The following is a 22,364-nucleotide window of genomic DNA, read 5'->3' on the forward strand; positions in this document are numbered from 1 at the left end:
AGGGCCTAGGCGGAACCGCCCGGCACCGTTCCCTGCTCGCGGGCGTGCTTCTCGAACAACGCCTCGAAGGCGTCGAGCACCGCCGGGACGCTGAACTTCGCCGCGGCCGTTCCGTCCGCGACCGGGGGGTCGTCGCGCAGCGACCGCAGTCCCGCGGTGATGGCCGCCGCGTCGCCGGGCGGCACGATGACGCCGAAACCCGTCTCCCGCACGGGGATGCGCACACCGGGGAGATCGCTCGCCAGCACCGGCACTCCCGCGAGCATCGCGACGACCTGCACGATCCCGAAGGCCTCGAACGCGTTCACCGACGGCAGGGCGAACACGTCCAGGGACGCGTAGAAGTCGCCGAGGTCCTCGTCCGGCACGAACCCGAGCAGCTTGATCCGCGGGTCGTCCGCGATGCGTTCGCGCACGCGGGCGATGACGCTGCCGCCGGCGACGTTGCCGAAGTCGCCGCCGATCAGCAGGCGGGCGGACGGGTCCTCCAGCGCGCGGAAGCCGTCGACCAGGTGCTCGACGCCCTTCTCCTCGACGATGCGGCCGAGGAACCCGACGTGCGGGCCGTCGCCGTCGCGGAACCTCGGCGTGCCGGCGGGGACCGGGCGGCAGGGCGGGGGCACGGCTGTCATGTGCGGCTGGATGGACGGCCACAGCCTGCTCGCCCGCGCGTAGTCCTCGCTCGTCACCGCGACGGCCGCCGCGCGGCGCATCGCGAGGCGGCTGGACGCGTCGATCACCCTGCCCTGCACCGCGTTCACCAGGCCGGGCGGCAGGCTGACGTCGCAGTGGTAGGTCACGACGACCGGGCACTTCGCCAGCGCGGCCACCGGGCCGGCCTCGAGCATCGGCAGGTGGAGGTTGAGCACCCTGGCGTTCGCCGACGCCTCGCGCACCATCGTGGCGAACGCGGGGCTGATCACGCCCTTGCCGAACCGGGCGAGCACGGGCGCGCGGCTCACGCGCACGCCGTTGATCGTCTCCTCGTGCGGCAGCGAGGGGTCGTGGCGGGTCGTGACCACGCGGACGCGTTTGCCGCGTTCGGCGAGCCCCTCCGCGACGTCCCGCGCGAAGTTGGTCAGCCCCGACACGTACGGCGAGTAGTAGGTCAGGGCGATGACGAGGTCGTCGAGCACAGTTCGCTCTCCTGTCGTGGGGATGTGAGCAGCCGGAGTCCGACGAGCAGTCCGGCGAGTGATCCGGTGAGGAACGCGATCTCCGCGCGCAGCACCAGGTCGGGGATGACGGCGAACGTCGCGGCGGCGGTGAGGACGCCCGCGATCCAGCTCCACGCGACCCGGCTGTGCAGGGCGTCCGCGACGAGGGCCTGGGTGGTGACGATCAACCCGAGGTGGGCGACGACGCCGACCGCGAGGAGCGCCAGATCCGCGGCGGACACGACGTAGAGAGGACCGAACACGAGCCGCACCAGCCACGGCCCGATCGTGAACGCCACGGCGACGCCGAAGCCCGCCGCGACCGCGAGCACGGCCGCGAGACGGGTCACGACGGTGCGCTTGCGCTTGCCCGCGAGCACGGGCAGCAGCGCCGTCTGCAGCGGGACCGCGACGAAGAGCGGGACCCTGGCGAGCAGGAAGGCCGCGAGGAACACCCCGGCGTGGGCTCGTTCCGCCGGCGTCGCGACCGCGCTCACCAGCACGGGGATGCCGTTGAGCAGCAGTTGCGCGCACAGGGAGCCGACGAGCAGGGGGGAGACCGCGCGAGCGAACTCGCGCACGGGCACTTCGCCGTCCTGCTGCCACCAGATGGCGGCCAGCACGGGCAGGTGTGCCACCGCGACCGCCGCCACGAGCGTCCACTCGAACTGCGCGCTCGTCGTGGCCCCGAGCCAACCGGCGAGCAGCGCGAACACCACGCGCAGGGTGGTGTCGGCGACCAGCAGGCCGCCGTGCCACGCCAGCCTCCCGCTGCCGATCAGCGTGCCCCGCACCAGGAACTGCGCCGCGGACAGGAAGCACAGCACCACGACGGCGGGGGAGACGAACACGGCCAGCGCGCACTCGACGACCGCCATGCAGCCGGCGACGACGGCGGCCGAGCGCAGCGCGCGGGGGCCGAGGCGGGCCAGTTCCTGTTCCACGGGAAGGAAAGCGCCGAACCCGACGAGCAGCGCGATCGACCAGAACGCGCCGAAGTCGCTGTACTCGGCGGGTGAGACGTTGCGCGCGACGATCGCCAGGTAGGCGTTGACGAGCAGTCCGGACAGGACGATGCACACCCCGACGAGACCGAGCGCACGAACCATGGCCGGACCATATCGGCCGCGCTGTGGCGATTTTCCCATCCGTAACACGATCGCGGGGTATGGCAACGCAGACGTAGCAATGCGAGGGTTCTTCGGGGTTCTCGCGTAACGGGCGGTCGCTAGCTTCTGACGCCTCGCCCTTCCAAACCCCCTTAGGACATCGGCGCGTGACGACTGAAACGATTTCGCTCGCTCCCGAAACACCCGCAGTGACCGCTCGACCCGGACAGGGGAGGAGACGACGGCTGCTGGCCGTCGCGGTGGTGTCGGGTGCGCTCACGGTGCTGCTGTCGGCGTTGATGCCGCTCGCGCCCGTGACGATCAACGATCCCACCGTCACGTGGCCGGAGAACGCGTCGGCGCCCAGATCCACGATGCTGGCGCTGAGCGCCTACCGGCCATTTGAGATGGACGCGCGATTCAGTTGCGCCACAGCACGCGCCGCGCAGGCCGGTGGTGGAGTCGTGGTCTCGACCATCACGCCGTCGGCTCCGGCCCGTGGCCTCGTCGTGAAGGCGGAGAACGACCGGCTGCTGGTCAGCGGTGTCGCCGCGGTGGACGAGCCGCTGCCCGCGGGTGACTGCTCGTACCAGATCACCGGCGACCGCGGCGGACTGAGCATCCTGCGTGACGGCAAGGAGATCGGCCGGTCCGCGACCATGCCGGACGTGCACGTGCTGGCGACCTCGATCACCGCGTCGGCGACGGCGGACCTGTCCGTGCGGATCAGGGTGGACGACCAGTTCAGCACCAGCCCGACACCGCTCAAGATCGTGCTGATGGTGCTCCTGGCGCTGTGCGCGGCGACCGCGTTCGCCTGCCTGGTGCTGCTGGACCGGCGCGTGTCCCGCGAGCCGGCCCGGTTCCGGTGGAGACTGAGCCCCGTCGACCTGGTCGTCCCCGCGATCATGGTCCTCTGGCTGTTCCTGGCTCCGATGTCCGACGACGACGGCTACTACAGCGCGATGGCCAAGAACGTGCCGTTCGAGGGATATGTCGGGAACTACTACCAGATCCTCAACCAGGGCTTCACACCGTTCTCCTGGTTCTACTACTTCCTCGCCAAGTGGCAGGTCTTCGGCTTCGCTCCGGTGGTCCTGCGCATTCCCGCGCTGGTGTTCGGTCTGGTGACGTGGTTCGCCGCACGTCGTTACGTGTCGGGCAGGTTCAGCGGGGTCGTGCTCGGCGCGGCCTTCCTGGCCTGGTGGCTGCCGCTCGACATGGGGGTGCGGCCGGAGGGCGTCGTGACCATGTGCGGCATGCTCACGCTGCTGGCGGTGACGGCCGCGGTCGAACGCGAGCGGCTGGCGCTGCTGGCCGCCGCCGTGGGTGTCGCGGGCATCGGTTTCTTCGCGCACCCCACGGGTTTCACGACTCTCGCGCCGTTGCTCGCGAGCCTGCCGTTCGCGTGGAAGCTGCTCACCAGGGACGCGGGCTGGCGCACGGTCGTGGCGAGGACGCTCGCCGTGCTGTCTCCCGGCGCGATCGCGATGGTCATGGCCTTCAGCGACGGAACACTGCGCGATTTCCTGTACGCACAGGAGATCTTCAAGAAGATGGCCGGTTCGGACACCTGGTACACGGAGTTCGCGCGGTGGATGTTCCTGCTGAACCAGGGCGACGCCATGGCGAACTACGCCAAACGCGCGCCGGTGCTGGTGTGCGTCGTCGCGCTGGTCTGGTTCGTCGTGCTCGTCACGGCCGCACGTGCGCGCCGGATCGACGTCCCACCCAGGCTCGCGCTGGCGGGCTGGTCGACGTTGTTCGCGTTCTTCCTGCTGTGGCTGACACCCAGCAAGTGGACGCACCACTTCGGCAGCCTCGCGGGGATCGGCTCGGTGTTCATCGCGTTGATGCTGCTGGGTTCCGTGCCGTTGGTGCGTGAACTGACCAGCGACCGGCGCATGCCGGTTCCGGTGCTGCTGGGCGGCATCGTCAGCGTCGTCGCGATGCTGGGCCTCGCCGGGCACGGCGCCAACCTGTGGCCCTACTCGTGGCACCTCGGGCTGCCGTCCACGGGTGTTCCGCCGCACGTGTCCGTGCTCAAGTTCGACAAGCCGTACTGGTGGCTCCTGCTGATCGTGGTCGTGGCGGTCGTGTTGTACCGGCGGGGCAAGGGTTCTCTCGCACCGGTCATCGCGATACCGGTCGTGGTGGTGATGTTCTTCTTCGCCAACATCGCTTATCTCGTGGGCGGTTTCACCGTCGCGACCGTGCGCACGCTGGACACGTGGTCACCGTGGGCGGCGAACGTCCAGGACCCGCTCGCGGAAAGGTGCGTCGCGGCGGACGCGGTCGAGGTCGCGACACCGCAGCCGCTGGTGTCCCTGCCGGACAGGTGGTTCGCGATCCAGACCGATCCGATCGCGACCGTCGTCACCGGCGGACCGGCTCCCGTCACCTACGAGTACGCGGACTCGAACGCGAAGGTGCTCGGCACCGGCAAGGTCACCGACAACGTGGACAGCACGGTGCGGCGCACGCTCCTGCTGCCGCCGGCACCCGCCGGAGCCACGCAGGTGCGGCTCACCGGAGAGGGCGAGTTCACCCCGCCCGCCGCGCAGAAGTACGTGCGGCTGCGGGAGTTCCTGCCTCGCGAGCCGGCGGTCGCGGTGGCGTGGCAGATCGCGTTCCTGTTCCCGTGCCAGCGCCAGCCGCGCGTCCAGGACGGCGTGATCGAACCTGTTTCCTACGCCGTGCAGTGGGGCGACACGCAGGCGCTCGGCCTGTCCGACGCGACCTGGCAACCCGTGCGCGGCGCGCTGTTCGGGGACGTCGTCACCACGCACGAGGTCACCGCGTTGCCGGCACGGCTGCGGGACACCTCCCGCCCGTACCCGATCCAGGTGTACCAGGCCACCCCTCTCTACGAGACCGGCCGGTACACGACCACCCGCGACACCCGGACCCGGATGGGTTGGGAAGGCGTTCGATGAGCGATCGTGAAGCGGAGGCGCTGGTGGCCGTGCAGACGGCCCTGGCCACGACACCCGTGGTGCACGCGGCCCGGCTGCTGTCGTGGTTCGGCGAGCACAGCGCGGGATGGCTGCTCCTGGGCGTCGCCGGCGCCGCGGTGGACCGCGCACGCCGTCCTGAGTGGACGGTCGCGGCCACCTCGGTCGTCGCGGCGCACGCGGCGTCGATCGTGGTGAAGCGCGTGGTGCGGCGGCGGCGACCGCACCACGCGGACGTGCAGGTGCTGGCGGGAACCCCGAGCAAGCTGAGCTTCCCGTCGTCGCACGCGTCGTCCACCACGGCGGCCGCGATCGCCTACGGCGCGCTGACGAACCAGCCGCTGGTGCCGATCCTCGTGCCGCCCATGATGGTCAGCAGGCTGGTGCTGGGCGTGCACTACCCGACCGACGTGCTGGCGGGCGCCGTGCTGGGTGCCGTGGTGGCACGCGGCGTGCGGCGCGTGGTGTGGGGTCGTCGATGACCGTGGCGACCGAGACACGGCCATCGGTCGTCCGGGGGCTGATCAGGACCGCCCGGCCGCACCAGTGGGTGAAGAACGTCCTGGTCCTGGCCGCGCCCTTCGCGTCGAGCAGGATCGCGGAAGCCGTCGTGCTGCGGTCGGCGGCGCTCACGTTCGCCGCGTTCTGCTGCGCGGCCTCGGCGGTGTACCTGGTCAACGACGCGAAGGACGTGGAAGCCGACCGGGCCCACCCGAAGAAGCGCCACCGCCCGATCGCGGCGGGCGTGGTCCCCGTGCCGCTCGCGTTCGGCACCGCCGGTGCGCTGATGGCCGCGTCGCTGGCGATCGGCGCGGTGGCGGGCTGGAAGCTGCTCGTGCTCATGGCCGTCTACCTGGTCGTGCAGCTCGGGTACTGCTACGGCCTGAAGCACCAGCCCGTCCTCGAACTGTGCGTGGTCGCCTCCGGGTTCCTGCTGCGCGCCATCGCGGGCGGCATGGGCGCGGACATCGAGCCCAGCCAGTGGTTCCTGCTCGTGACCGCGTTCGGGTCGCTGTTCATCGTGGCGGGCAAGCGGTATGCCGAGATCAAGCTGTTCCACGAGACCGGAGCCGCGATCCGCCACTCGCTGACCAGGTACTCGGAGACCTACCTCCGGTTCGTCTGGGCCACGTCGGCGGCCGTCATGAACATGACCTACGGCCTGTGGGCGTTCGAGCTCGGTCAGCGCACGGGCAGTCCGTGGGCCGCGCTGTCCATGGTGCCGTTCGTCATCGCCGTGCTCCGCTACGCCGTCGACGTGGACAGCGGCAAGGCGGGCGCGCCGGACGACCTGGCCCGCTCCGACCGGGTCCTGCAGTCGCTGGGGCTCGCCTGGGTGGTGACGGTCGCGCTGGCGATCTACCTCTGAGCGCGTGCGTCGGGTTCCGGCTCCAGTTCGAGCCGGTTCCGGCCGGGCACCGGTCCACTGTGGAACGGAGCGCACCCACTCGGCTTCGCAGGTCGGGACGGCTCGCCTGACGGGGGACACCGCGGTGCCGGGAGGCACGTTCCGGTCGTCCCTCCGGACTGACGTTCGCCGGCGGTCGTTTGACCGGGGAACGCGCGGGTGGTCCGGCCACGTCGGGCGACGCGTGGTCGGGAGGATCGTGCTGGAACACCTCGCTGATGCGAGCGCGAACCTGTACCCCGCGCGGACGCAGATGGCGCTGTCGCTGGGGTGGCACATCGTGTTCGCCTGCTTCGGCATCGCGTTCCCGGCGATCGTCGTGTTCGTCGAGTGGCGGAGTCACCGGCGCGGCGACGAGGTGCTGAACGCCCTGGCGCACAAGTGGGCCAAGGCGATGGCCGTGCTGTTCGCGGCCGGTGCGGTGTCGGGCACCCTGCTGTCGTTCGAGATGGGCATCCTCTGGCCCGGGTTGATGGGCCGGTTCGGCGAGGTGTTCGGGTTCCCGTTCGTGCTGGAGGGGTTCGCGTTCTTCGTCGAGGCGATCTTCGTCGGCGTGTACCTGTTCGGCTGGAACCGGTTGTCGCCGCGGGCGCACGTGCTGAGCGCGCTGCCGATGGTGGCCGCGGGCGTCGTGGGCGCGTTCTGCGTGGTGTCCGCGAACGCGTGGATGAACAACCCCACCGGGTTCCGGCTGGACGAGCGGGGCGACGTGGTCGACGCGCGGCCGTGGGCCGCCATGTTCGGTCCGTCGACGTGGGCGCAGTTCGTCCACATGTGGCTCGCGGCCTTCATGGTGACGGGGTTCCTGATCGCCTCGGTGTACGCGGTCGGCATGCTGCGCGGCCGGCGGGACCGCTACCACCGGGCGGGACTGCTCATCCCGCTGACCGTCGCCGCCCTGGCCACGCCGGTGCAGATCGGTGTCGGGGACTGGATCGCCACCGTGGTGGCCGACAACCAGCCCGCGAAGCTCGCGGCGATGGAAGGCCAGTACGAGACGACCTCCGGCGCCGGGCTGTCGCTCGGAGGCCTCTACTGGGACGACCAGCTGCACTACGCCGTGGAGATCCCGTACGGGCTGTCGTTGCTGATCCACCACGATCCGGACGGTGTCGTGCCCGGACTGGAGGAGGTACCGGCCGACGAACGACCACCCGTCAACGTCGTGCACCTCGCCTACAACGCCATGGTCGGCATCGGAGTGGCCCTGCTGCTGCTCGCCGCCTGGTACGGGCTGGTGTGGTGGCGGAGGCGGCGACTGTCGCACAGCGCGTGGTTCCTGCGCGCCGTCGCGGTGTCCGGTGTCGCGGCGGTGGTCGCGATGGAGGCGGGGTGGATCACCACCGAGGTCGGCCGGCAGCCCTGGGTCGTCTACGGCGTCCTGCGCACCGCTGACGCCGTGAGCCCGGCACCAGGGCTCGGCTGGGGCCTGGTCGCGGTCGCGGGCGTCTACACGGTGCTCACGGTCTTCACGGTGGTGGTGCTGCGCAGGCTGGCCCGCGACCGGGACACACCGGTGCCGCAGGAGCGGCGATGACGCTCGCGGAGGTGGTGCTCGGAGCGGCGTTCGCGGGCCTGGTGGCCTACGCGTTGTTCGGCGGTGCGGACTTCGGCGGCGGCGTGTGGGACCTGCTGGCGGGCGGCACGGACCGCGGATGGCGGGTGCGGGACCGGATCGAGCACTCGATCGGCCCGGTCTGGGAGGCCAACCACGTGTGGCTGATCTTCGTGCTGGTGGTGCTGTGGACCGGCTTCTCCCGCGCGTTCGCCGCGGCGGTGACGACGCTGTACGTCCCGCTCACGCTGGCGGCGTTCGGCATCATCGCCAGGGGAGCGGCGTTCGCCTACCGCAAGAGCGTGAGCACGCCGGGCATGCGCCGCCTCTTCGGCGCCGCCTTCGCGCTGTCCTCACTGCTGACACCGTTCTTTCTCGGTGCCGTGGTCGGTGGCGTGGCCTCCGGCCGGGTGCCGCCCGGCATCGCCGAGGGTGATGTGGTGAGCAGTTGGGTCACCCCGACGTCGTTGCTGGGTGGCAGCCTCGCCGTGCTGGTCTGCGCGTACCTGGCGGCGGTGTTCCTGTGCGGCGACGCCCGCCGCGACGGCGAGCACGACCTGGCCGACGCGTTCCGCCTGCGCGCCCTGGTGACCGCCGCCGTCACGGGTGCGGTGGGCCTGGCCGGGATCGTCGTGCTCCGCGCCGACGCGCCGGAGTTGTTCGACGGACTCGTCGGGCGCGGCCTGCCGGTCGTGGTGTCGTCCGTCATCGCCGGGCTCGGCGCGCTCGCCCTGCTGCTGACCCGCCGCTACACCGCTGCCAGGATCGCCTCCGCGCTCGCCGTCACGGCGATCCTGATCGGGTGGGCGGTCGGGCAGTACCCGTACGTGCTGCTGCCGTCCCTGACCGTCGAGCAGGCCGCGACCGGCCGCAGCACTCTCGTCGCCCTGCTCGTGGCGCTGGGCGCCGGGGCGCTGATCCTGGTTCCGTCGTTGGTGTATCTCTACGTGCTGTTCCAGCGTCCCGTCGGCTTCGAGTCCCACGAGTGAGGTGCCGGTCTCGGCGTCATCGACACCAGGACCGGCACCTCACCGCACGACTCACGGGGTTTTGGCGAACTCCTGCACGATCCGCTCACAGAAGGCCGGCAGGTCGTCGGGAGACCGGCTGGTGGTGATGTTGCCGTCGGTGACGACCTGCTCGTCGACCACCTCGGCCCCCGCGTTGCGCAGGTCGGTGCGCACGCTGGGCCACGAGGTCAGCCGGCGTCCCCGCGCGACGTCGGCCTCGACGAAGTTCCACGGCCCGTGGCAGATCGAGGCGACCGGCTTGCCCGACTGCACGAACTCCCGGACGAACCGCACCGCGGTGGGTTCCATCCGCAGCTTGTCCGGGTTCACCGTGCCGCCCGGCAGGAGCAGCGCGTCGTAGTCGTCGACCGACACGTCGCCGACCAGCCGGTCCACCGCGAAGGTGCCGGCGTCCTCGAGGTCGTTGTTGCGCGCCTGGATCTCGCCCTCGGCGAGGGAGACCACGACCGTGCTGGCTCCGGCGTCGTCGAGCGCCTGCCGCGGCTGTTCCAGTTCGACCCGTTCCACCCCGTCGGCGGCGAGGATGGCGACCCTGCGTCCGTTCAGCTCTCTTGCCATGTCAGGCACCCGCCATCGCGGGGTGCAGGACGACCTTCGTCCAGCCGTCGTCCCGCTTGTCGAAGTGCTCGTACGCCTCCGGCGCGCGGTCGAGGGGCAACTCGTGGCTCACGATGAACGACGGTTCGGCCTTGCCGCCGGCGACCAGGTCGCGCAGTTGCCGGTTGTACTTCTTGACCGGGGCCTGACCGGTGCCCACGTGCTGGCCCTTGAACCAGAACATGCCGTAGTCGAAAGCGAGTTTGCCCTGCTTGGCCAACTCGTCGGCGGCGCCGGGGTCCTGGGGCACGAAGACACCCACGTTGCCGATCTTCCCGGTGAACCGCACCGAGGAGACCAACCGGTTCATCGTCAGGTTCGCCTTCTCCTGCCCATCGGGCTCGTGCGCCTGGTAGCCGACGCACTCGCAGCCGTTGTCCGCGCCCAGCCCCATCGTCTCGTCCAGGACGGCCTGCACCGGATCGACCTTCGAGTCGTCGATGGCGATCGCGCCGAGCGACTCCGCCAGCCGCAACCGGTCGGCGTGCCGATCGACCACCATCACCTTGCTCGCACCCCGGATGGTCGCCGAGAGAGCCGCCATCAGCCCGACCGGGCCCGCGCCGTAGATGACCGTCTGGTCGCCGGGTTTCACGCCGGCCATCTCGGTGGCGTGGTAACCGGTGGGGAAGATGTCGGCGAGCATCACGTAGTCGGTCTGGCGTTCTTCGGCGTCCTCGCCCAGTCGCAGGCAGTTGAAGTCGCCCCAGGGCACGCGCAGCAACTCGGCCTGCCCGCCGGCCCACGGTCCCATGTCCGCGAAACCGTACGCGGCGCCGGCCATGTTCGGCTCGGGCTGGGCGGTCAGGCAGTAGTTCGTCAGCTGGCGCTCGCAGTTCTTGCAGTGCCCGCACGCGACGTTGAACGGCAGGACCACCCAGTCGCCCACCTGGATCTTCTCGACCGCGGCGCCGACCTCGACCACCTGGCCCATGTTCTCGTGCCCGAACCAGCGGCCGGGCTCGAAGTCGGTTCGCCCCTCGTACATGTGCAGGTCCGAACCGCAGATGTTCGTCGTCGTGATCTGCACCAGCACGTCGGTCGGCCGCTCGATCCGGGCGTCCGGCACGTCCTGGACGCTGACCTGACGCGGCCCCTCGTACACCACTGCTTTCACCACTACCTCCTCGTCACGGGCTCCGCCTCGGTCGTGGAGGACCCCTCAGAGCCGAATACCCTTGAAAAACAATCCAAACCGGCCGTCCACTGTGGATGTTCTCTACGGAACCCGATCGCGCACGGCAGAAGACCGTGGTTGCCCGACCCGTCACAGCAGCAGGTCGAACAGGCGGAACGCCGACTCCCAGTGCCTGGTCTGCGGGTTGACCAGATCCGGATCGATGATCTTGAAGGTGTGGGCGAGCCCCAGGCTGATGCCGCCCGCGATGCGCGGGACCCAGTCCTCGGCCTCCTCGGACAAGGTGATGTCCGGTGGCCGCGGCGACATCGCGTCCAGGGCGTCCTCGAGCTCGGCGAAGAGCTGGTCGAACTCGCGTATGCGTTCCTGGAGGCCTTTGGTGATCGGGAAGTCGTAGGCCTGGACGACGTCGCGTGCGTTCGTCTTCGCCGTGATCGCGGCCATCAGGTACATGTCCTGCAGTTGCTGGTCGATGAAGTCGTTGTGGCGTTTGAGGTCCTCCTTGTCGACGTCGAGTCCTGCCGCGGTGCGGAAGAAGTGCTCGAACCTGGATACGTTCATGACCGGCATGGCCGGGTCCTCCGTTCGCCGGGTTGACTCCGCGGAACGAGGTCAACGATCTGATGTGTCCGTTCAGCGCCCGCTCACCAACTGCAGACCGCGGCCCTCGTCTTCAGCGGACCGCCCGACGACCGATCGGTACACCGACTCGTAGCGCTGCGCCATCAGCGAGACGTCGAAGCGTTCCTCCGCGTCCGTCCTGCACCGCGCGGGGCTCAGCGATCCGATGCTGCGCAACGCATCGGCCAGCTCGTCCTGGGTGTCGCACACCCACCCGGTCTCGCCGTGCGTCACCACCTCCTGCACGGATCCCCGGCGCAGTGCCACCACAGGTGTCCCGCAGGCCAAGGCCTCCGCCATCACGAGGCCGAACGGTTCCTCCCACTGGATCGGGAACAGCAGGCACCCGGCGGCGGCGAGCAACGCGTGCTTCTGCTCTCGGTTCGCCTCGCCGATCCAGTCGACGCCGTCGCCTTCGTCCAGCAACGGCTTCACGACTTCGTCGAAGTAGCGGATCTCCTCCCGCTCGCGGCACTTCGCGGCGATCAGCAGGCGGACACCCGCCGCTCTGGCCGCCTTGATCGCTTCGGGGATGCCCTTCTCCGGCGTGGCGCGGCCGAGGAACAGCGCGAAGTCCTCCTTGTCCTTGCGGAACGGGAAGACCGTCACGTCAACGGCGTTGTGCACGGTGGCCACCCAGTTCAGATCCGGTGCCCGCGTGCGTTGTGCTTCCGACAGCGCGACGAGGTGCACGCTGTCGCCGAGGGCCCGGTAGTAGCGGCCCATCTCCCCGCTCACCGGACCATGAGCGGTGACGACGGTGGGCAGTGCCCGTCCGCGGGCCAGCAGCGGTCCGGCCAGCGAGTGGTCGTGGACCAGATCGACGTCGAGGTGGCTGAGCAAGTCGGGCAGCGCGGCCGCATGTCCCACCTCGGGCAAGCTCATTCCCATGCGGTCTTCCTGTGCCGCACCTGAAACGGACACGAACTCCGCGTTCGTGCCGTTCTTCCCGACACCCACCAGGGTCACGTGCACGGCTTGTCTCACCAGCTGCTCGACGAGATCCGCACACATGGACTCGATTCCTCCGTAAGCCTTCGGTGGGAGTTCGAACCACGGAGGCGCCACCATCGCAACTTTCAGTTCGTCCATTTCGGACGAGTTTCCCGGGCGGGGCGGACGAAACCAGGAGTTGCCTCGTCCGAGAGCACGATTCCCTCTGGCAGACCCGAAACCCTGACCTTCGTGTCGACCTCCACGGTCACCCTCGCACCCGCCAGCGGCACGTTGTCGAGCGCGATGGGGAGGAACGCGTCGGGCAGTGCCGGCGCGATGCTCACCTTTCCCTCCGGCACAGCGGGTTCCAGGCGCAGCAGCACCCGCAGGAGGTGCACGGGCGACGCCGACGCCCACGCCTGCGGGGAACACGACGTCGGGTAGGGCACCGGCTGGGCGTACTCGGAGCGGTCGAACCCGCAGAGCAGTTCCGGCAGTCTCCCCCCGAACGCCTCCGCCGCGTCGAACAGCGCGTTCGCGAGGCGTTGGGCGTGCTCGACGAACCCGTACCGCATCAGTCCCGCCGCGATGATGGTCGAGTCGTGCGGCCACACCGATCCGTTGTGGTAGCTCATCGGGTTGTACGCGCCCATGCCGGAGGCGAGGGTGCGCACACCCCAGCCGGTGAACATCTCCTTCGACATCAACGACTCCGCGACCAGCTCGGCCTTGTCCTCGTCGACGATGCCGGTCCACAGGCAGTGCCCGATGTTGGACGCGACGGAGTCGACGGGTCGCTTGGCGTGGTCCAGTGCGACGGCGTACCGGCCGAGTTCGGGAAGCCAGAAGGCCTCGTTGAACCGCTCCTTCAGCGACTGGGCCCTGTCCTCCCAGTACTCCGGATCGTCACCGGACACCCGTGCGAGGCACGCCCGCGCGCGGAATGCCGCATACACGTAGCCCTGCACCTCGCACAGGGCGAGCGGGCTGCGCGCGATCGTGCCGTCGGCGAAGTTGATGCCGTCCCAGGAGTCCTTCCAGCCCTGGTTCACGAGGCCCCGCTCGGTCGCCCGGTGGTACTCGACGAACCCGTCGCCGTCGCGGTCGCCGTGGCGGTCGACCCAGTCGAGCGCGCGGTCGGCGTGGGGCAGGAGTGCCGCCAGGCGGTCGTCTCCGATGCCCCAGCCGGCCAGCTCGCCCAGCAGCATCACGAACAACGGGGTGGCGTCGGCGGTGCCGTAGTAGACGTTGCGTCCGCCGAGCGCGAGAGAGGCGTCCGCGCCGAACCGGATCTCGTGCAGGATGCGGCCGGGTTCCTCCTCGCTGTTCGGTTCCACCACCGTGCCCTGGTGGCGGGCGAGCGTCTGCGCGGTGCCCAGCGCGAGCGTCGGGTCGATCGGCAGCGACATCAGGGACGACAGGATCGAGTCGCGGCCGAACAGGGTCATGAACCACGGCGCGCCGGCCGCGATCACCGTGTCCTGCGGGCGGTCGGGGTCGAAGATGCGCAGGGCGCCCAGGTCCTGGCGGCTCTGGTGGAGCGTGCGCATCAGCGACGGCGCACCGAACACGCGCAGCACCGGGCCCATCTCGTGCCACTGCCGGGCCCGCGCCATCGGCGCCGACTGCTCGACCGGCTGGTCCAGCGGGAACTGCGCGGGCGCCAGTTCGCCGTCCACCACCGGCCGTGCGGTGACCCGCGTCGTCCACTGGCTCCTCGCGGGCACCACGGCGCGGAAGGTGAGCCGGTCCAGCTCGTACTCGGCGTGGTCGGCACGCACCCGCACGCCCCGGCTGCCGCGGTGCAGCCAGAGGCCGTCCTCGCGGACCTCGGCGCTGTGCGGCCGGTCGGTGCGCACGCGGTCTTCCTTGACCTCGAAGAGGTCCGCGAAATCGGCGTGGACGTGCACCGTGACCGTCACCGGCACGTCCTGCGGCCCGAAGTTGCGCAGCACCACGTCCTCGCGCATGCCCGCGCCGATGTACCGGGTGCGCTCCACCAGCAGTGAGCTCTCGCCGTGCCGGCCCAGGAGCGCTCGCCCGAGGAACGTGGTGCGGAAGGGTTCCGCCGGCACCGTGGTGATCGGTTCGGCCGGGGAGCCGTCGATGCTCACGTGCCAGCCGGACACGATTCGCGTGTCCATGAAGAAGGTGCCCTGCGGCCCGTCGGCGCGGATCTCGCCGTCGTGTCCGCACACGCAGAACGAAGTGCCGTTGACCAGGGTGATCGTGCTTCCCGACAGAGTGGCGGGGTGACCCTCGAAGGCCCAGCCCCCGGTCATGTCGTTCGGACGCGGCCGGCGGCCGGCGTCCCCGGTTCCTCGAGCGGCACGTGCGACGGCACTCCGGCGCCGCCGCGGTCCACCACGGGGACCAGGCCCTCGTCTCCGCGCTCCCGTGGTCGCCTGCGGTCGGTGGCGGCTCTCTTGCCGTGGCATTGCGGGTGCTGGTGGGTCATGGGCGTGATCCGGCTCTCTGTGCGGGGACGGACAGGCGCTCGTCCAGGCCGGACAGCACGCCGGGTAGGCGTCGGCGAGGGCGGGGAACCTCGGCGACTCCGGGGATCGGCAGCAGGCGGGTGACACCGGCGCTCGCGATCGGCGGCCGGTCGCCGGGGGAGGTCGCGGGGGCGGCGCGGCGTGGCGCCCGGTCGACGTGGTCGCGGACATGCTCGTCTCCGTCTCTGCGCCGGACTGCTCAGGTTCCGGTGTGCGGCGCCTCGATCACGGGTGCCGGCCGTCACCTCGGCCGAGGACCTCCACGTGCCGCGCCGAACCGCATGCGCGTCATCGCCGGTCTCCCATCGCGATTGTCACCACGAGCAGGTTGGCAAGCGCGCGACAGGATGCGCGTACCCCTGCCAGGCCGAAATTTCCCGCCCGCGTTCGTCCTGCGGAGTCAGGGCGGGGACCCGGCCGGTGTCACGCGACCGTCGCGGTCGCGGTGAGCACGGCGCCGCGGGCATCAGGCGAACGGAGGCAACGGGAACCTGAGCTGGGCGGCCACGACGTGGTCGCGCAGCGGGGTGTCCGCCCGCACGTGCTCGACCGAGCCCGCCTCGTTGATCACGCTCTCCACCAGCTCGTCGAGGACGTCGGGTGTTCGGCGCAGCTTTCGCCCGCACAGCGGGCAGGTGGTGCCTTCGGTGGCGAGCCAATGGTTCTCGTCGCACACCACGCCGGGTGTCATCACGTCCTCCTGCACCAGGAGCAGGTCGACGGCCGCCGTCGCCCCGGCCCACAGGCAGTCGCGCAGGCCCACCGCCGCGAGCCCGCCCGCCGCATGCATTTCCACGGTCTCCTCGACCTGCCGGCGTTCCTGTGCGCGCTCGTACCGTTCGACGACCTGGTTCGCCTCCTCCCGGACGGACGCGTCGGTGGCGCGGTCGAGGTCGACGCGGAACTCGCCGGCGATCCTGTCCTCCAGCTTCTTCGGCAGCATCTCGACCAGCTGGGCGATCTCCGCCCGCACACCGCCGAGCACGAGGACCTCGAACTCCTCGGCCCGCCAGAGGTCGTGCACCGTGCCGACGACCCGCCGGAAGTGGCGCCGGTCCAGCTCCTCGTCGCGGTGGTCGTCGAGCTCGGGTGTGACGGGATCGCGGAGCTGTTCCCGCTCCTCGATCTCGTCCTGGTACAGGGCCCACAGCCGCGCCTCGCGCCGGGTGGTCACCACGACCAGCGTCCGGTGGTACTCGTCCAGCACCGCGAGCATCGGCCGCACCCACGGCGTCGTGTCCACGACCACCCGGTCCGCGACGCGGTGCGGCAGCCCGACCCACTCGAACCACTCCCTGCCGCTGCAGGAGAAGAAGGCCACGGCAGCCGAGTTCCTCCAGTCGCCCAGAGCGATCTCGTGCTCGATGCGGTCGAGGTCGTCCCGGACGGACAGTCGCGCCGTGCGGTCCAGGTCCTCGCTCTCGGCGAGCGGCCGCACCTCGTGCAACATGCTCGACACCTTCGCCACGACGCCGCCCTTGTCCACGACGTCCACGTAGACCGAGGTGATCGGCAACCCGTCGCCTCGGAGCCGGATGATCCGGTCGATCGTCTCCGCGTTCAGCATGCCGCTCGCCATACCCGTGTTTGGCATCGTCATGCACGGCTACCTGGGGCCATGGCCCATTTCAGCCTTGACCCGGCCCTGGTCCGGGAGCTCGAGGAGGGCGGCCTGACCCCGGTCGACGAGCAGGAGCTCGCCGAGCAGGTGGCCCGAGTCCTCCCGTTCCACGCGGAACTGCCACACACCATCGCGGGCGATCTGCTGCGCGTGGTGAAACACGTGGGTGGCGACCGCGCCCTGCTGCCCTGGTTGGACGATCACCCCGGCCGTCCCCGCCTGGTCGCCCGCGTCTACCGCGTGATCGGCCTGCTGGACGAGCTCACCGCACGCCCTGACGTGGTCACCGCCCTGCGCTCCGTGCGGGCATCCGACGGTGATCCACCGGAACTGGCCGGGCTGATGCCCCCTGCCACCGACGAGAGCACGCTGGCAAGCCTGTCCTGGCGGATCGAGCGGTTGCTGGGCGAGACCCGGGACGAGGAGGCGGTGCGATCGGCGGTCGCCGCGGTGGACCTGCTGGGACAGGTCGCTCCCGCGTTGCAAGCGGATGTGCTGCGGATTCGGCAGGACCTCGTGTGAAAGGGGTTCGGGCGGGTAGTCGCCCGGCATGGTCGCACGAATTCTAGCGTTTTTGCTGTTGTTGATGGGTGTGGTCGCCTGCACGGACAGCAGGTCGCCGCCAGCGCCCGCCGTTGCCGGTGCCGATTCCCACGCCGACGTGGTCGCGCGCGTCGCGCCCTCCGCGGTGACCGTCCGGGTCGAGGAAGGGGTCGGCAGTGGCGTGGTTCTCCGTCCCGACGTCGTGGTGACGAACGAGCACGTGGTGAAGACCAACCGGCAGGCGCGCATCCGGTACGCCGACGGGCAGGAGTCCGGCGGCGAGGTGCTCGCCACGGACCCGCTGTCGGACCTCGCGGTGATCCGCACCGAGCGGAAGAACCTTCCGGTCGCCGAGTTCCGCACGGAGCTGCCGCGGCCGGGAGACGCCGTGCTGGCGATCGGGAGTCCGCTCGGGCTGGAGTTCACGGTGACGGCCGGGATCGTGTCCGGTCTGCACCGGACGTTGCCCGGCGGACCGCTGTCCGAGCTCATCCAGACCGATGCGCCGATCTCGCCCGGCAACTCCGGTGGCGCACTGCTCGACTCGTCAGGACGCGTCGTCGGGATCAACGAGGCCTACATCCCGCCCGCGCAGGGTGCGGAGTCCCTGGGGTTCGCGATTCCGTCCGGCGTGACGCTGGACGTGGCGGAGAAGCTGTTGACGGCGGGAAAGGTCGAGCACCCGTACCTCGGGGCGTCCCTGGGAAACCTGACGCCGGAGATCCGCGAGCAGTTCGGGATCTCCGCCGAACGCGGGGCTCTGGTGCTCGAGGTCGAGCCGGCGGGTCCGGCCGCTGCGGGTGGACTGCGCGCCGGGGACGTGATCGTGAGGATGAAGGACCAGGAGGTCGGCGACGTGCAGGCCGTGCAGGCCGTGCTGCGGTCTTCACGTGTCGGGGAGCAGGTTCCCGTCTCGGTGCAACGCGGGGACGAGAAGACCGAGTTGACGGTTGCCTTGGGCAGCCGGTGAGCGATCGGAGGTTGCCGTGCTGGAGATGACGTCCGTCGCCGCCGGTGTGATCAGGGAGCTGATGGCGGGGGAGAGGCCGTCGGCGGGACTGCGGCTCGACTTCGCCGACGGCGACCTGCACGTCACGCGGGCCGACGCGCCCGAGGAAGGTGACGAGGTGGTCACCGCTCGCTCCGGCGAGCGCGTCTTCGTCGCGCCGGAGTCGGCGGACTACCTGAGGAACAAGGTTCTCGACGCCCGCACGGACAGGGACGGCACCCCGGTCTTCGCGGTGTCGGACCGGTGAGGCGCACACCCGGGGTGTGTCGGCCGAGCCGGAGTCCGGCACCTCCTGCCCGACGGCGAGCGGGGTTCGGAGCACGCTCACCGCCCCGTGGTGAGCGGGATCCCCCCGTCCCGAGGTCTCTCGCGACCGGGGCGGGACCTCGCGCGACGGAGCTCCGGGCCGCAGGGCGGGTGCCCGGCTGACGTCAGGGCCCGCTGAGCAAGGCACCTCTGGAGAACTCCGGCCGAGCGAGGAGAACGGTCACCGTCGACGATCGCGCCGACGGAGGTCCCGCCGCCGCGGATGACCAGTTCCGCGCCGCGCGGGTGCATCGTGCCCGACCGTCCCCGAACGGGGACGAGCAGCGTGCCAAACCGTTGCGGCGTAGTGAGAACGTGCCGCCGAAGGTAGTGATCATGAAGGCTGTCGTTTACAAGGAACCGTACCGGGTGGCCGTCGAGGAGGTGCCGGAGCCGGAGCTCCAGCACCCCGCCGACGTGATCGTCCGCATCACCTCGACCGCGATCTGCGGATCGGACCTGCACATGTACGAGGGGCGGACCGCCGCCGAGCCGGGAATCATCTTCGGGCACGAGAACCTGGGCGTGGTCGAACAGGTCGGCGACGGTGTGACGGCGATCAAGCAGGGCGACCGGGTGGTGATGCCGTTCAACGTCGCGTGCGGGTTCTGCCTGAACTGCACGCGAGGCCACACGGGGTTCTGCCTGACGGTCAACCCCGGCTTCGCCGGCGGCGCGTACGGGTACGTGTCCATGGGCCCGTATCCCGGCGGGCAGGCCGAGAAGCTCCGCGTGCCGTACGCGGACTTCAACTGCCTCAAGCTGCCGCCGGGAACCGAGCACGAACTCGACTTCGTCCTGCTGGCCGACATCTTCCCGACCGGTTACCACGGTTGTGAGCTCGCCGAGGTGGACCTCGGCGAGTCGGTCGCGGTGTTCGGGGCCGGGCCCGTCGGCCTGATGGCCGCCTATTCCGCGCTGTTGCGCGGTGCCGCGAAGGTGTTCGTGGTCGACCGCGTGCCCGAGCGGTTGCAGAAGGCCCGGGACATCGGCGCCGTGCCGATCGACTTCACCTGGGGCAACGCGGCGCAGCAGATCGTCGAGCAGTGCGCCGAGACCGGTGGTGCGGACAAGGGCGTCGACGCGGTCGGCTACCAGGCGCATTCGGACAGCGGTACCAAGGAGGAACCGGCCGTCGTGCTGAACTCGTTGATCGAGACGGTTCGCGCGACCGGCATGCTCGGCGTGCCCGGACTGTACGTCCCCGCTGATCCCGGAGCTCCCGACGAACAGTCGAAGCAGGGCATGCTGCTCGTGTCGATCGGGCGCATGTTCGAGAAGGGCCTGCGGATGGGCACGGGCCAGTGCGACGTGAAGCGCTACAACGTGCAACTGCGCGACCTGATCATCGCGGGCGGTGCGACGCCGAGCTTCGTGGTGTCGCACGAGTTGTCGCTCGACGAGGCGCCCATGGCGTACGAGAAGTTCGACAAGCGGGTCGAGGGCTTCACCAAGGTCGTGCTGCACCCGTGACCGGGAACGGCCGCCGAGTTCGGTCCGGGAGGCCGAAGAGCGCGGCCGCGTTCCCGGGCACCCTCGACTGAGCCGGTGTACCCGGACGTGCCGGCGGTGATGCCCGCCGGCACGACGCCCGCGGTCCCCCGCGGGGGGACCGTCCCAGCAGGACGGACCAGCATGCGGATCACGGAGCTCGGCAGGCCCGTCGCCTGCACGGCCCTCCCGGAGGGAACGCCGGTGTACGCGCCGGACGGCGACCGGATCGGCGTGGTCGAGCACGTCGTCGCCGACGAGCCGGTCGACGTGTTCGAAGGCCTGGTCGTGCACACGCTGCCCTTGCCGGGCAAACACCTCTTCGCCGACGCGGACCAGATCGAGGAACTGCGCGAACGCGGTGTGCTGCTCCGGGTCGGCCGCTCCGCACTGCACGACCCCGCGCCGCGGCGGCGGACGGCCGGTGAGCCCGGACCGGCGGAGAACCCGTTGCAGGCCCGGCTGCGGCGCGCCTGGGACTGGGTCCTCGCGCACGTGGAGGCACCGCGATGATCGTCGAGATCGCCGTCGAGCGGTACAGCTTCGAGTGTGCGCACTGCGGCCACACCTGGAGTGCCGACTACGACGTGCAGCACCTGCACGACGCCGACGACGCCGTGTTCGCCTTCTACCGGCTCGACGGTGTGCCCGTACCACCGCCCGCGGAGGAGGACCTGTTGTGCCCGGTGTGCCGGCACGGGCGGGTGCTCCGGACGCTCGTGACCCGTCGGCAGGTGCCGGTCGCGTCGGTCGGCAGCACCGAGCCGAGCCGTGAAGTCATCACCACGCCGGAGGAACGACGCACACCCCCGCCCGCACCTGTGTGAACCGACAGGCCCAACCGGAGCCGCCGAGTTCGTCCTTTCCTGCTGAAGCGCCGACGTGGTCCGTCCGTCGACGATGGGCCTCTTGCACTCGACGCGAGGAGGCGGACGTGGAACAAGACCGGTTGCGGATAGCGATGGTGTCGGCTGAGCAGTCCTGTTTCGGACAGAACGTGCACGTGTCGGGACTGTCGGCCGCACTCGCCGGCGGTGGCCACGCTGTCACGGTCTACACCCGTCGGGAGGGCACGTTCCGCACCGGCCACGGCCGCACCGAGTCCGGTCATGACGTCGTGCGGGTGTCCACCGGGACGGCGGTGGGGGGCGACGAGAACACGATGATCTCCCAGTTGGGCCGGCTCGCCGACTTCCTCGGCCGCTGCTGGCGGGACGACCCGCCGGACGTCGTGCACGCGCACGGCTGGGCGTCCGGACTGGCCGGCGTGCTCGCGGCACGTCACGGGATTCCCGTGGTGCAGACGTACTACGGGCTCGGCGGCTCCGCCGGGCGGTCCCGGGGGGAACGAATCGTCGGCAGGGAGGTCGCGCGGGTCATCGCGATGTCGTTCGGCGAGGTGCTCGGGCTCGCCCGCACGGGTGTCGGCCGGAACCGGATCTCCGTCGTTCCGACCGGTGTGGACGTCCAACTGTTCACGCCGTGGGGACTGGGGGCGAAACGCGGCACGCGAAGGCGGATCGTGGCGGTGCGGACCGTCGCGCCGGACAGCGGTCTGGCGGATCTGGTGAGGGTGCTGTCCCACGTGGACAACGCGGAGTTGCTGATCGTCGGCGGAGCGGACAGGCGGCGGATCAGGCGGGAGCCCGAAGTGCGGTGGTTGCGGGCATTCGCCGCACGCACCGGGGTGGCGGACCGGGTGGTGTTCACCGGAGGCGTCTCGAGTGAGCGGATGGTCGCTTTGCTGCGCTCCGCCGACGTCGTGGTGTGCGCGCCACCGCACGAATCGGTCGGCCACGTCCCGCTCGAGGCGATGGCGTGCGGCGTGCCCGTGGTGGCGACGACGGTGGGCGCCCTGGCGGACTCGGTGGTCGACGGGGTGACGGGTGTGCACGTGCCGCCCGGAAGACCGCGCCAGCTGGCCAAGGTGCTGCGCGGTCTGCTCGACGACGGCGTCCGCCGCGAGCAGTTCGGTGTCGCGGGCCGCGACCGCGCGTCCGCTCGGTACTCGTGGGAACGGATCGCGGCCGACACGGTCGAGGTCTACCACGATGCGGTCGCGGACTTCCGTTCCCGCGCGGCGGGCCGGTCGGAGCTCTGGCCCGCGGCGGTGGTCTCGTCGTCCACGGGCGGTGACGTCGCGTCCTCGCACTCCCGCGGCACGGCGGGTTCTGGAAACGGATGAGGACCGGTCGTCGGGCGGCCGGGATCGTGCGGGCGCGGATCTGCCCCGACGCCGAGGGCCTCGCGCGGCCTCCTGCGAACCACCGTCGACACCTGCCCGCGGACAGTCCCGGATGGACTGATCTCCACCGGCGGTGCCGACGGCGGTGGTGATCAGGGCTTGGCGCCGCCGGAACGTCCGGCCCGAGCCGGCGGCGTCCTCCGCC

20 protein-coding genes are annotated in these 22,364 nt (G+C 70.6%); 12 read left to right on the forward strand and 8 right to left on the reverse strand.

The features are described from left to right. Window positions 1–5: 5 nt before the first annotated feature. A complete protein-coding gene (locus ND450_RS06585) occupies window positions 6–1,136 on the reverse strand; it encodes a glycosyltransferase family 4 protein (RefSeq protein ID WP_253325263.1) in 1,131 nt (376 codons plus the stop codon). Beyond that, the gene (locus tag ND450_RS06590) at window positions 1,109–2,266 is read right to left on the reverse strand and encodes a lipopolysaccharide biosynthesis protein (RefSeq protein WP_253325264.1); all 1,158 of its coding nucleotides are present in this window, start codon (window positions 2,264–2,266) and stop codon (window positions 1,109–1,111) included. The genes ND450_RS06585 and ND450_RS06590 overlap by 28 nt, the downstream gene beginning before the upstream one ends. Window positions 2,267–2,475: 209 nt before the next feature. Here ND450_RS06590 and ND450_RS06595 point away from each other — a divergent pair, with 209 nt between their 5' ends. From ND450_RS06595 to ND450_RS06615, 5 genes are all read left to right on the forward strand, one after another. After that, window positions 2,476–5,202: an arabinosyltransferase domain-containing protein gene (locus ND450_RS06595; RefSeq protein WP_253325265.1), complete on the forward strand. Its 2,727-nt coding sequence runs from the start codon at window positions 2,476–2,478 to the stop codon at window positions 5,200–5,202. Beyond that, window positions 5,199–5,702, forward strand: a complete 504-nt coding sequence (locus ND450_RS06600; RefSeq protein ID WP_253325266.1) for a phosphatase PAP2 family protein — start codon at window positions 5,199–5,201, stop codon at window positions 5,700–5,702. Before ND450_RS06595 ends, ND450_RS06600 begins: the two co-directional genes overlap by 4 nt. Then, a complete protein-coding gene (locus ND450_RS06605) occupies window positions 5,699–6,589 on the forward strand; it encodes a decaprenyl-phosphate phosphoribosyltransferase (RefSeq protein WP_253325267.1) in 891 nt (296 codons plus the stop codon). The genes ND450_RS06600 and ND450_RS06605 overlap by 4 nt, the downstream gene beginning before the upstream one ends. A gap of 223 nt (window positions 6,590–6,812) precedes the next feature. Next, window positions 6,813–8,165 carry a cytochrome ubiquinol oxidase subunit I gene (locus tag ND450_RS06610; protein ID WP_253325268.1) on the forward strand — a complete coding sequence of 451 codons (1,353 nt, stop codon included), beginning with the start codon at window positions 6,813–6,815 and terminating at the stop codon, window positions 8,163–8,165. Next, on the forward strand, window positions 8,162–9,172 hold the full coding sequence (locus ND450_RS06615; protein WP_253325269.1) for a cytochrome d ubiquinol oxidase subunit II: 1,011 nt from the start codon (window positions 8,162–8,164) through the stop codon (window positions 9,170–9,172). The genes ND450_RS06610 and ND450_RS06615 overlap by 4 nt, the downstream gene beginning before the upstream one ends. 51 nt (window positions 9,173–9,223) lie before the next feature. Here the strand turns inward: ND450_RS06615 and ND450_RS06620 are convergent, their stop codons facing one another. The 6 genes from ND450_RS06620 to ND450_RS06645 form a co-directional block, all read right to left on the reverse strand. Next, entirely contained in the window at window positions 9,224–9,772 is a 549-nt protein-coding gene (locus ND450_RS06620) for a type 1 glutamine amidotransferase domain-containing protein (protein WP_253325270.1), read from the reverse strand. 1 nt (window position 9,773) lies between these two features. Beyond that, entirely contained in the window at window positions 9,774–10,928 is a 1,155-nt protein-coding gene (locus tag ND450_RS06625; RefSeq protein WP_253325271.1) for a glutathione-independent formaldehyde dehydrogenase, read from the reverse strand. 150 nt (window positions 10,929–11,078) lie between these two features. Beyond that, window positions 11,079–11,510: a DUF1931 family protein gene (locus tag ND450_RS06630; RefSeq protein ID WP_253325272.1), complete on the reverse strand. Its 432-nt coding sequence runs from the start codon at window positions 11,508–11,510 to the stop codon at window positions 11,079–11,081. Window positions 11,511–11,582: 72 nt separating this feature from the next. Then, on the reverse strand, window positions 11,583–12,662 hold the full coding sequence (locus ND450_RS06635; protein WP_253325273.1) for a glycosyltransferase family 4 protein: 1,080 nt from the start codon (window positions 12,660–12,662) through the stop codon (window positions 11,583–11,585). Beyond that, window positions 12,650–14,788 carry a glycogen debranching N-terminal domain-containing protein gene (locus ND450_RS06640; protein ID WP_253325274.1) on the reverse strand — a complete coding sequence of 713 codons (2,139 nt, stop codon included), beginning with the start codon at window positions 14,786–14,788 and terminating at the stop codon, window positions 12,650–12,652. Before ND450_RS06640 ends, ND450_RS06635 begins: the two co-directional genes overlap by 13 nt. 682 nt (window positions 14,789–15,470) lie before the next feature. Next, the gene (locus tag ND450_RS06645; RefSeq protein WP_253325275.1) at window positions 15,471–16,604 is read right to left on the reverse strand and encodes a hypothetical protein; all 1,134 of its coding nucleotides are present in this window, start codon (window positions 16,602–16,604) and stop codon (window positions 15,471–15,473) included. Window positions 16,605–16,622: 18 nt separating this feature from the next. Between ND450_RS06645 and ND450_RS06650 the strand changes: the two genes are divergently transcribed. The 7 genes from ND450_RS06650 to ND450_RS06680 all read left to right on the forward strand — a co-directional run bounded on the left by ND450_RS06650 (window position 16,623) and on the right by ND450_RS06680 (window position 22,159). Next, window positions 16,623–17,147, forward strand: coding sequence for a hypothetical protein (locus ND450_RS06650; RefSeq protein WP_253325276.1), 525 nt, complete (start codon window positions 16,623–16,625; stop codon window positions 17,145–17,147). A 64-nt stretch (window positions 17,148–17,211) separates the two neighbouring features. Further along, on the forward strand, window positions 17,212–18,138 hold the full coding sequence (locus tag ND450_RS06655; RefSeq protein WP_253325277.1) for a S1C family serine protease: 927 nt from the start codon (window positions 17,212–17,214) through the stop codon (window positions 18,136–18,138). A gap of 16 nt (window positions 18,139–18,154) precedes the next feature. Further along, entirely contained in the window at window positions 18,155–18,424 is a 270-nt protein-coding gene (locus ND450_RS06660) for a hypothetical protein (RefSeq protein WP_253325278.1), read from the forward strand. A gap of 395 nt (window positions 18,425–18,819) precedes the next feature. After that, entirely contained in the window at window positions 18,820–19,956 is a 1,137-nt protein-coding gene (locus tag ND450_RS06665; RefSeq protein ID WP_253325279.1) for a glutathione-independent formaldehyde dehydrogenase, read from the forward strand. A 162-nt stretch (window positions 19,957–20,118) separates the two neighbouring features. After that, the gene (locus ND450_RS06670) at window positions 20,119–20,487 is read left to right on the forward strand and encodes a PRC-barrel domain-containing protein (RefSeq protein WP_253325280.1); all 369 of its coding nucleotides are present in this window, start codon (window positions 20,119–20,121) and stop codon (window positions 20,485–20,487) included. Next, on the forward strand, window positions 20,484–20,801 hold the full coding sequence (locus ND450_RS06675) for a hypothetical protein (RefSeq protein WP_253325281.1): 318 nt from the start codon (window positions 20,484–20,486) through the stop codon (window positions 20,799–20,801). The genes ND450_RS06670 and ND450_RS06675 overlap by 4 nt, the downstream gene beginning before the upstream one ends. A 107-nt stretch (window positions 20,802–20,908) precedes the next feature. After that, window positions 20,909–22,159 (forward strand): glycosyltransferase, encoded by a 1,251-nt coding sequence (locus ND450_RS06680; RefSeq protein ID WP_253325282.1) that lies wholly within the window; start codon window positions 20,909–20,911, stop codon window positions 22,157–22,159. Window positions 22,160–22,364: the final 205 nt, after the last annotated feature.

Source organism: Lentzea sp. HUAS12, from assembly GCF_024125735.1.
GTDB classification, from domain to species: domain Bacteria; phylum Actinomycetota; class Actinomycetes; order Mycobacteriales; family Pseudonocardiaceae; genus Lentzea; species Lentzea albida.

Bases quoted from the DNA above. Each gene is read 5' to 3' on its own strand.
- ND450_RS06670 (WP_253325280.1), top strand. From the start codon at position 20,119: ATGCGGATCACGGAGCTCGGCAGGCCCGTCGCCTGCACGGCCCTCCCG.
- ND450_RS06675 (WP_253325281.1), top strand. From the start codon at position 20,484: ATGATCGTCGAGATCGCCGTCGAGCGGTACAGCTTCGAGTGTGCGCAC.
- ND450_RS06640 (WP_253325274.1), bottom strand. From the start codon at position 14,788: ATGACCGGGGGCTGGGCCTTCGAGGGTCACCCCGCCACTCTGTCGGGA.
- ND450_RS06620 (WP_253325270.1), bottom strand. From the start codon at position 9,772: ATGGCAAGAGAGCTGAACGGACGCAGGGTCGCCATCCTCGCCGCCGAC.
- ND450_RS06655 (WP_253325277.1), top strand. From the start codon at position 17,212: ATGGGTGTGGTCGCCTGCACGGACAGCAGGTCGCCGCCAGCGCCCGCC.
- ND450_RS06630 (WP_253325272.1), bottom strand. From the start codon at position 11,510: ATGAACGTATCCAGGTTCGAGCACTTCTTCCGCACCGCGGCAGGACTC.
- ND450_RS06665 (WP_253325279.1), top strand. From the start codon at position 18,820: ATGAAGGCTGTCGTTTACAAGGAACCGTACCGGGTGGCCGTCGAGGAG.
- ND450_RS06650 (WP_253325276.1), top strand. From the start codon at position 16,623: ATGGCCCATTTCAGCCTTGACCCGGCCCTGGTCCGGGAGCTCGAGGAG.
- ND450_RS06600 (WP_253325266.1), top strand. From the start codon at position 5,199: ATGAGCGATCGTGAAGCGGAGGCGCTGGTGGCCGTGCAGACGGCCCTG.
- ND450_RS06645 (WP_253325275.1), bottom strand. From the start codon at position 16,604: ATGACGATGCCAAACACGGGTATGGCGAGCGGCATGCTGAACGCGGAG.
- ND450_RS06635 (WP_253325273.1), bottom strand. From the start codon at position 12,662: ATGGACGAACTGAAAGTTGCGATGGTGGCGCCTCCGTGGTTCGAACTC.
- ND450_RS06590 (WP_253325264.1), bottom strand. From the start codon at position 2,266: ATGGTTCGTGCGCTCGGTCTCGTCGGGGTGTGCATCGTCCTGTCCGGA.
- ND450_RS06605 (WP_253325267.1), top strand. From the start codon at position 5,699: ATGACCGTGGCGACCGAGACACGGCCATCGGTCGTCCGGGGGCTGATC.
- ND450_RS06615 (WP_253325269.1), top strand. From the start codon at position 8,162: ATGACGCTCGCGGAGGTGGTGCTCGGAGCGGCGTTCGCGGGCCTGGTG.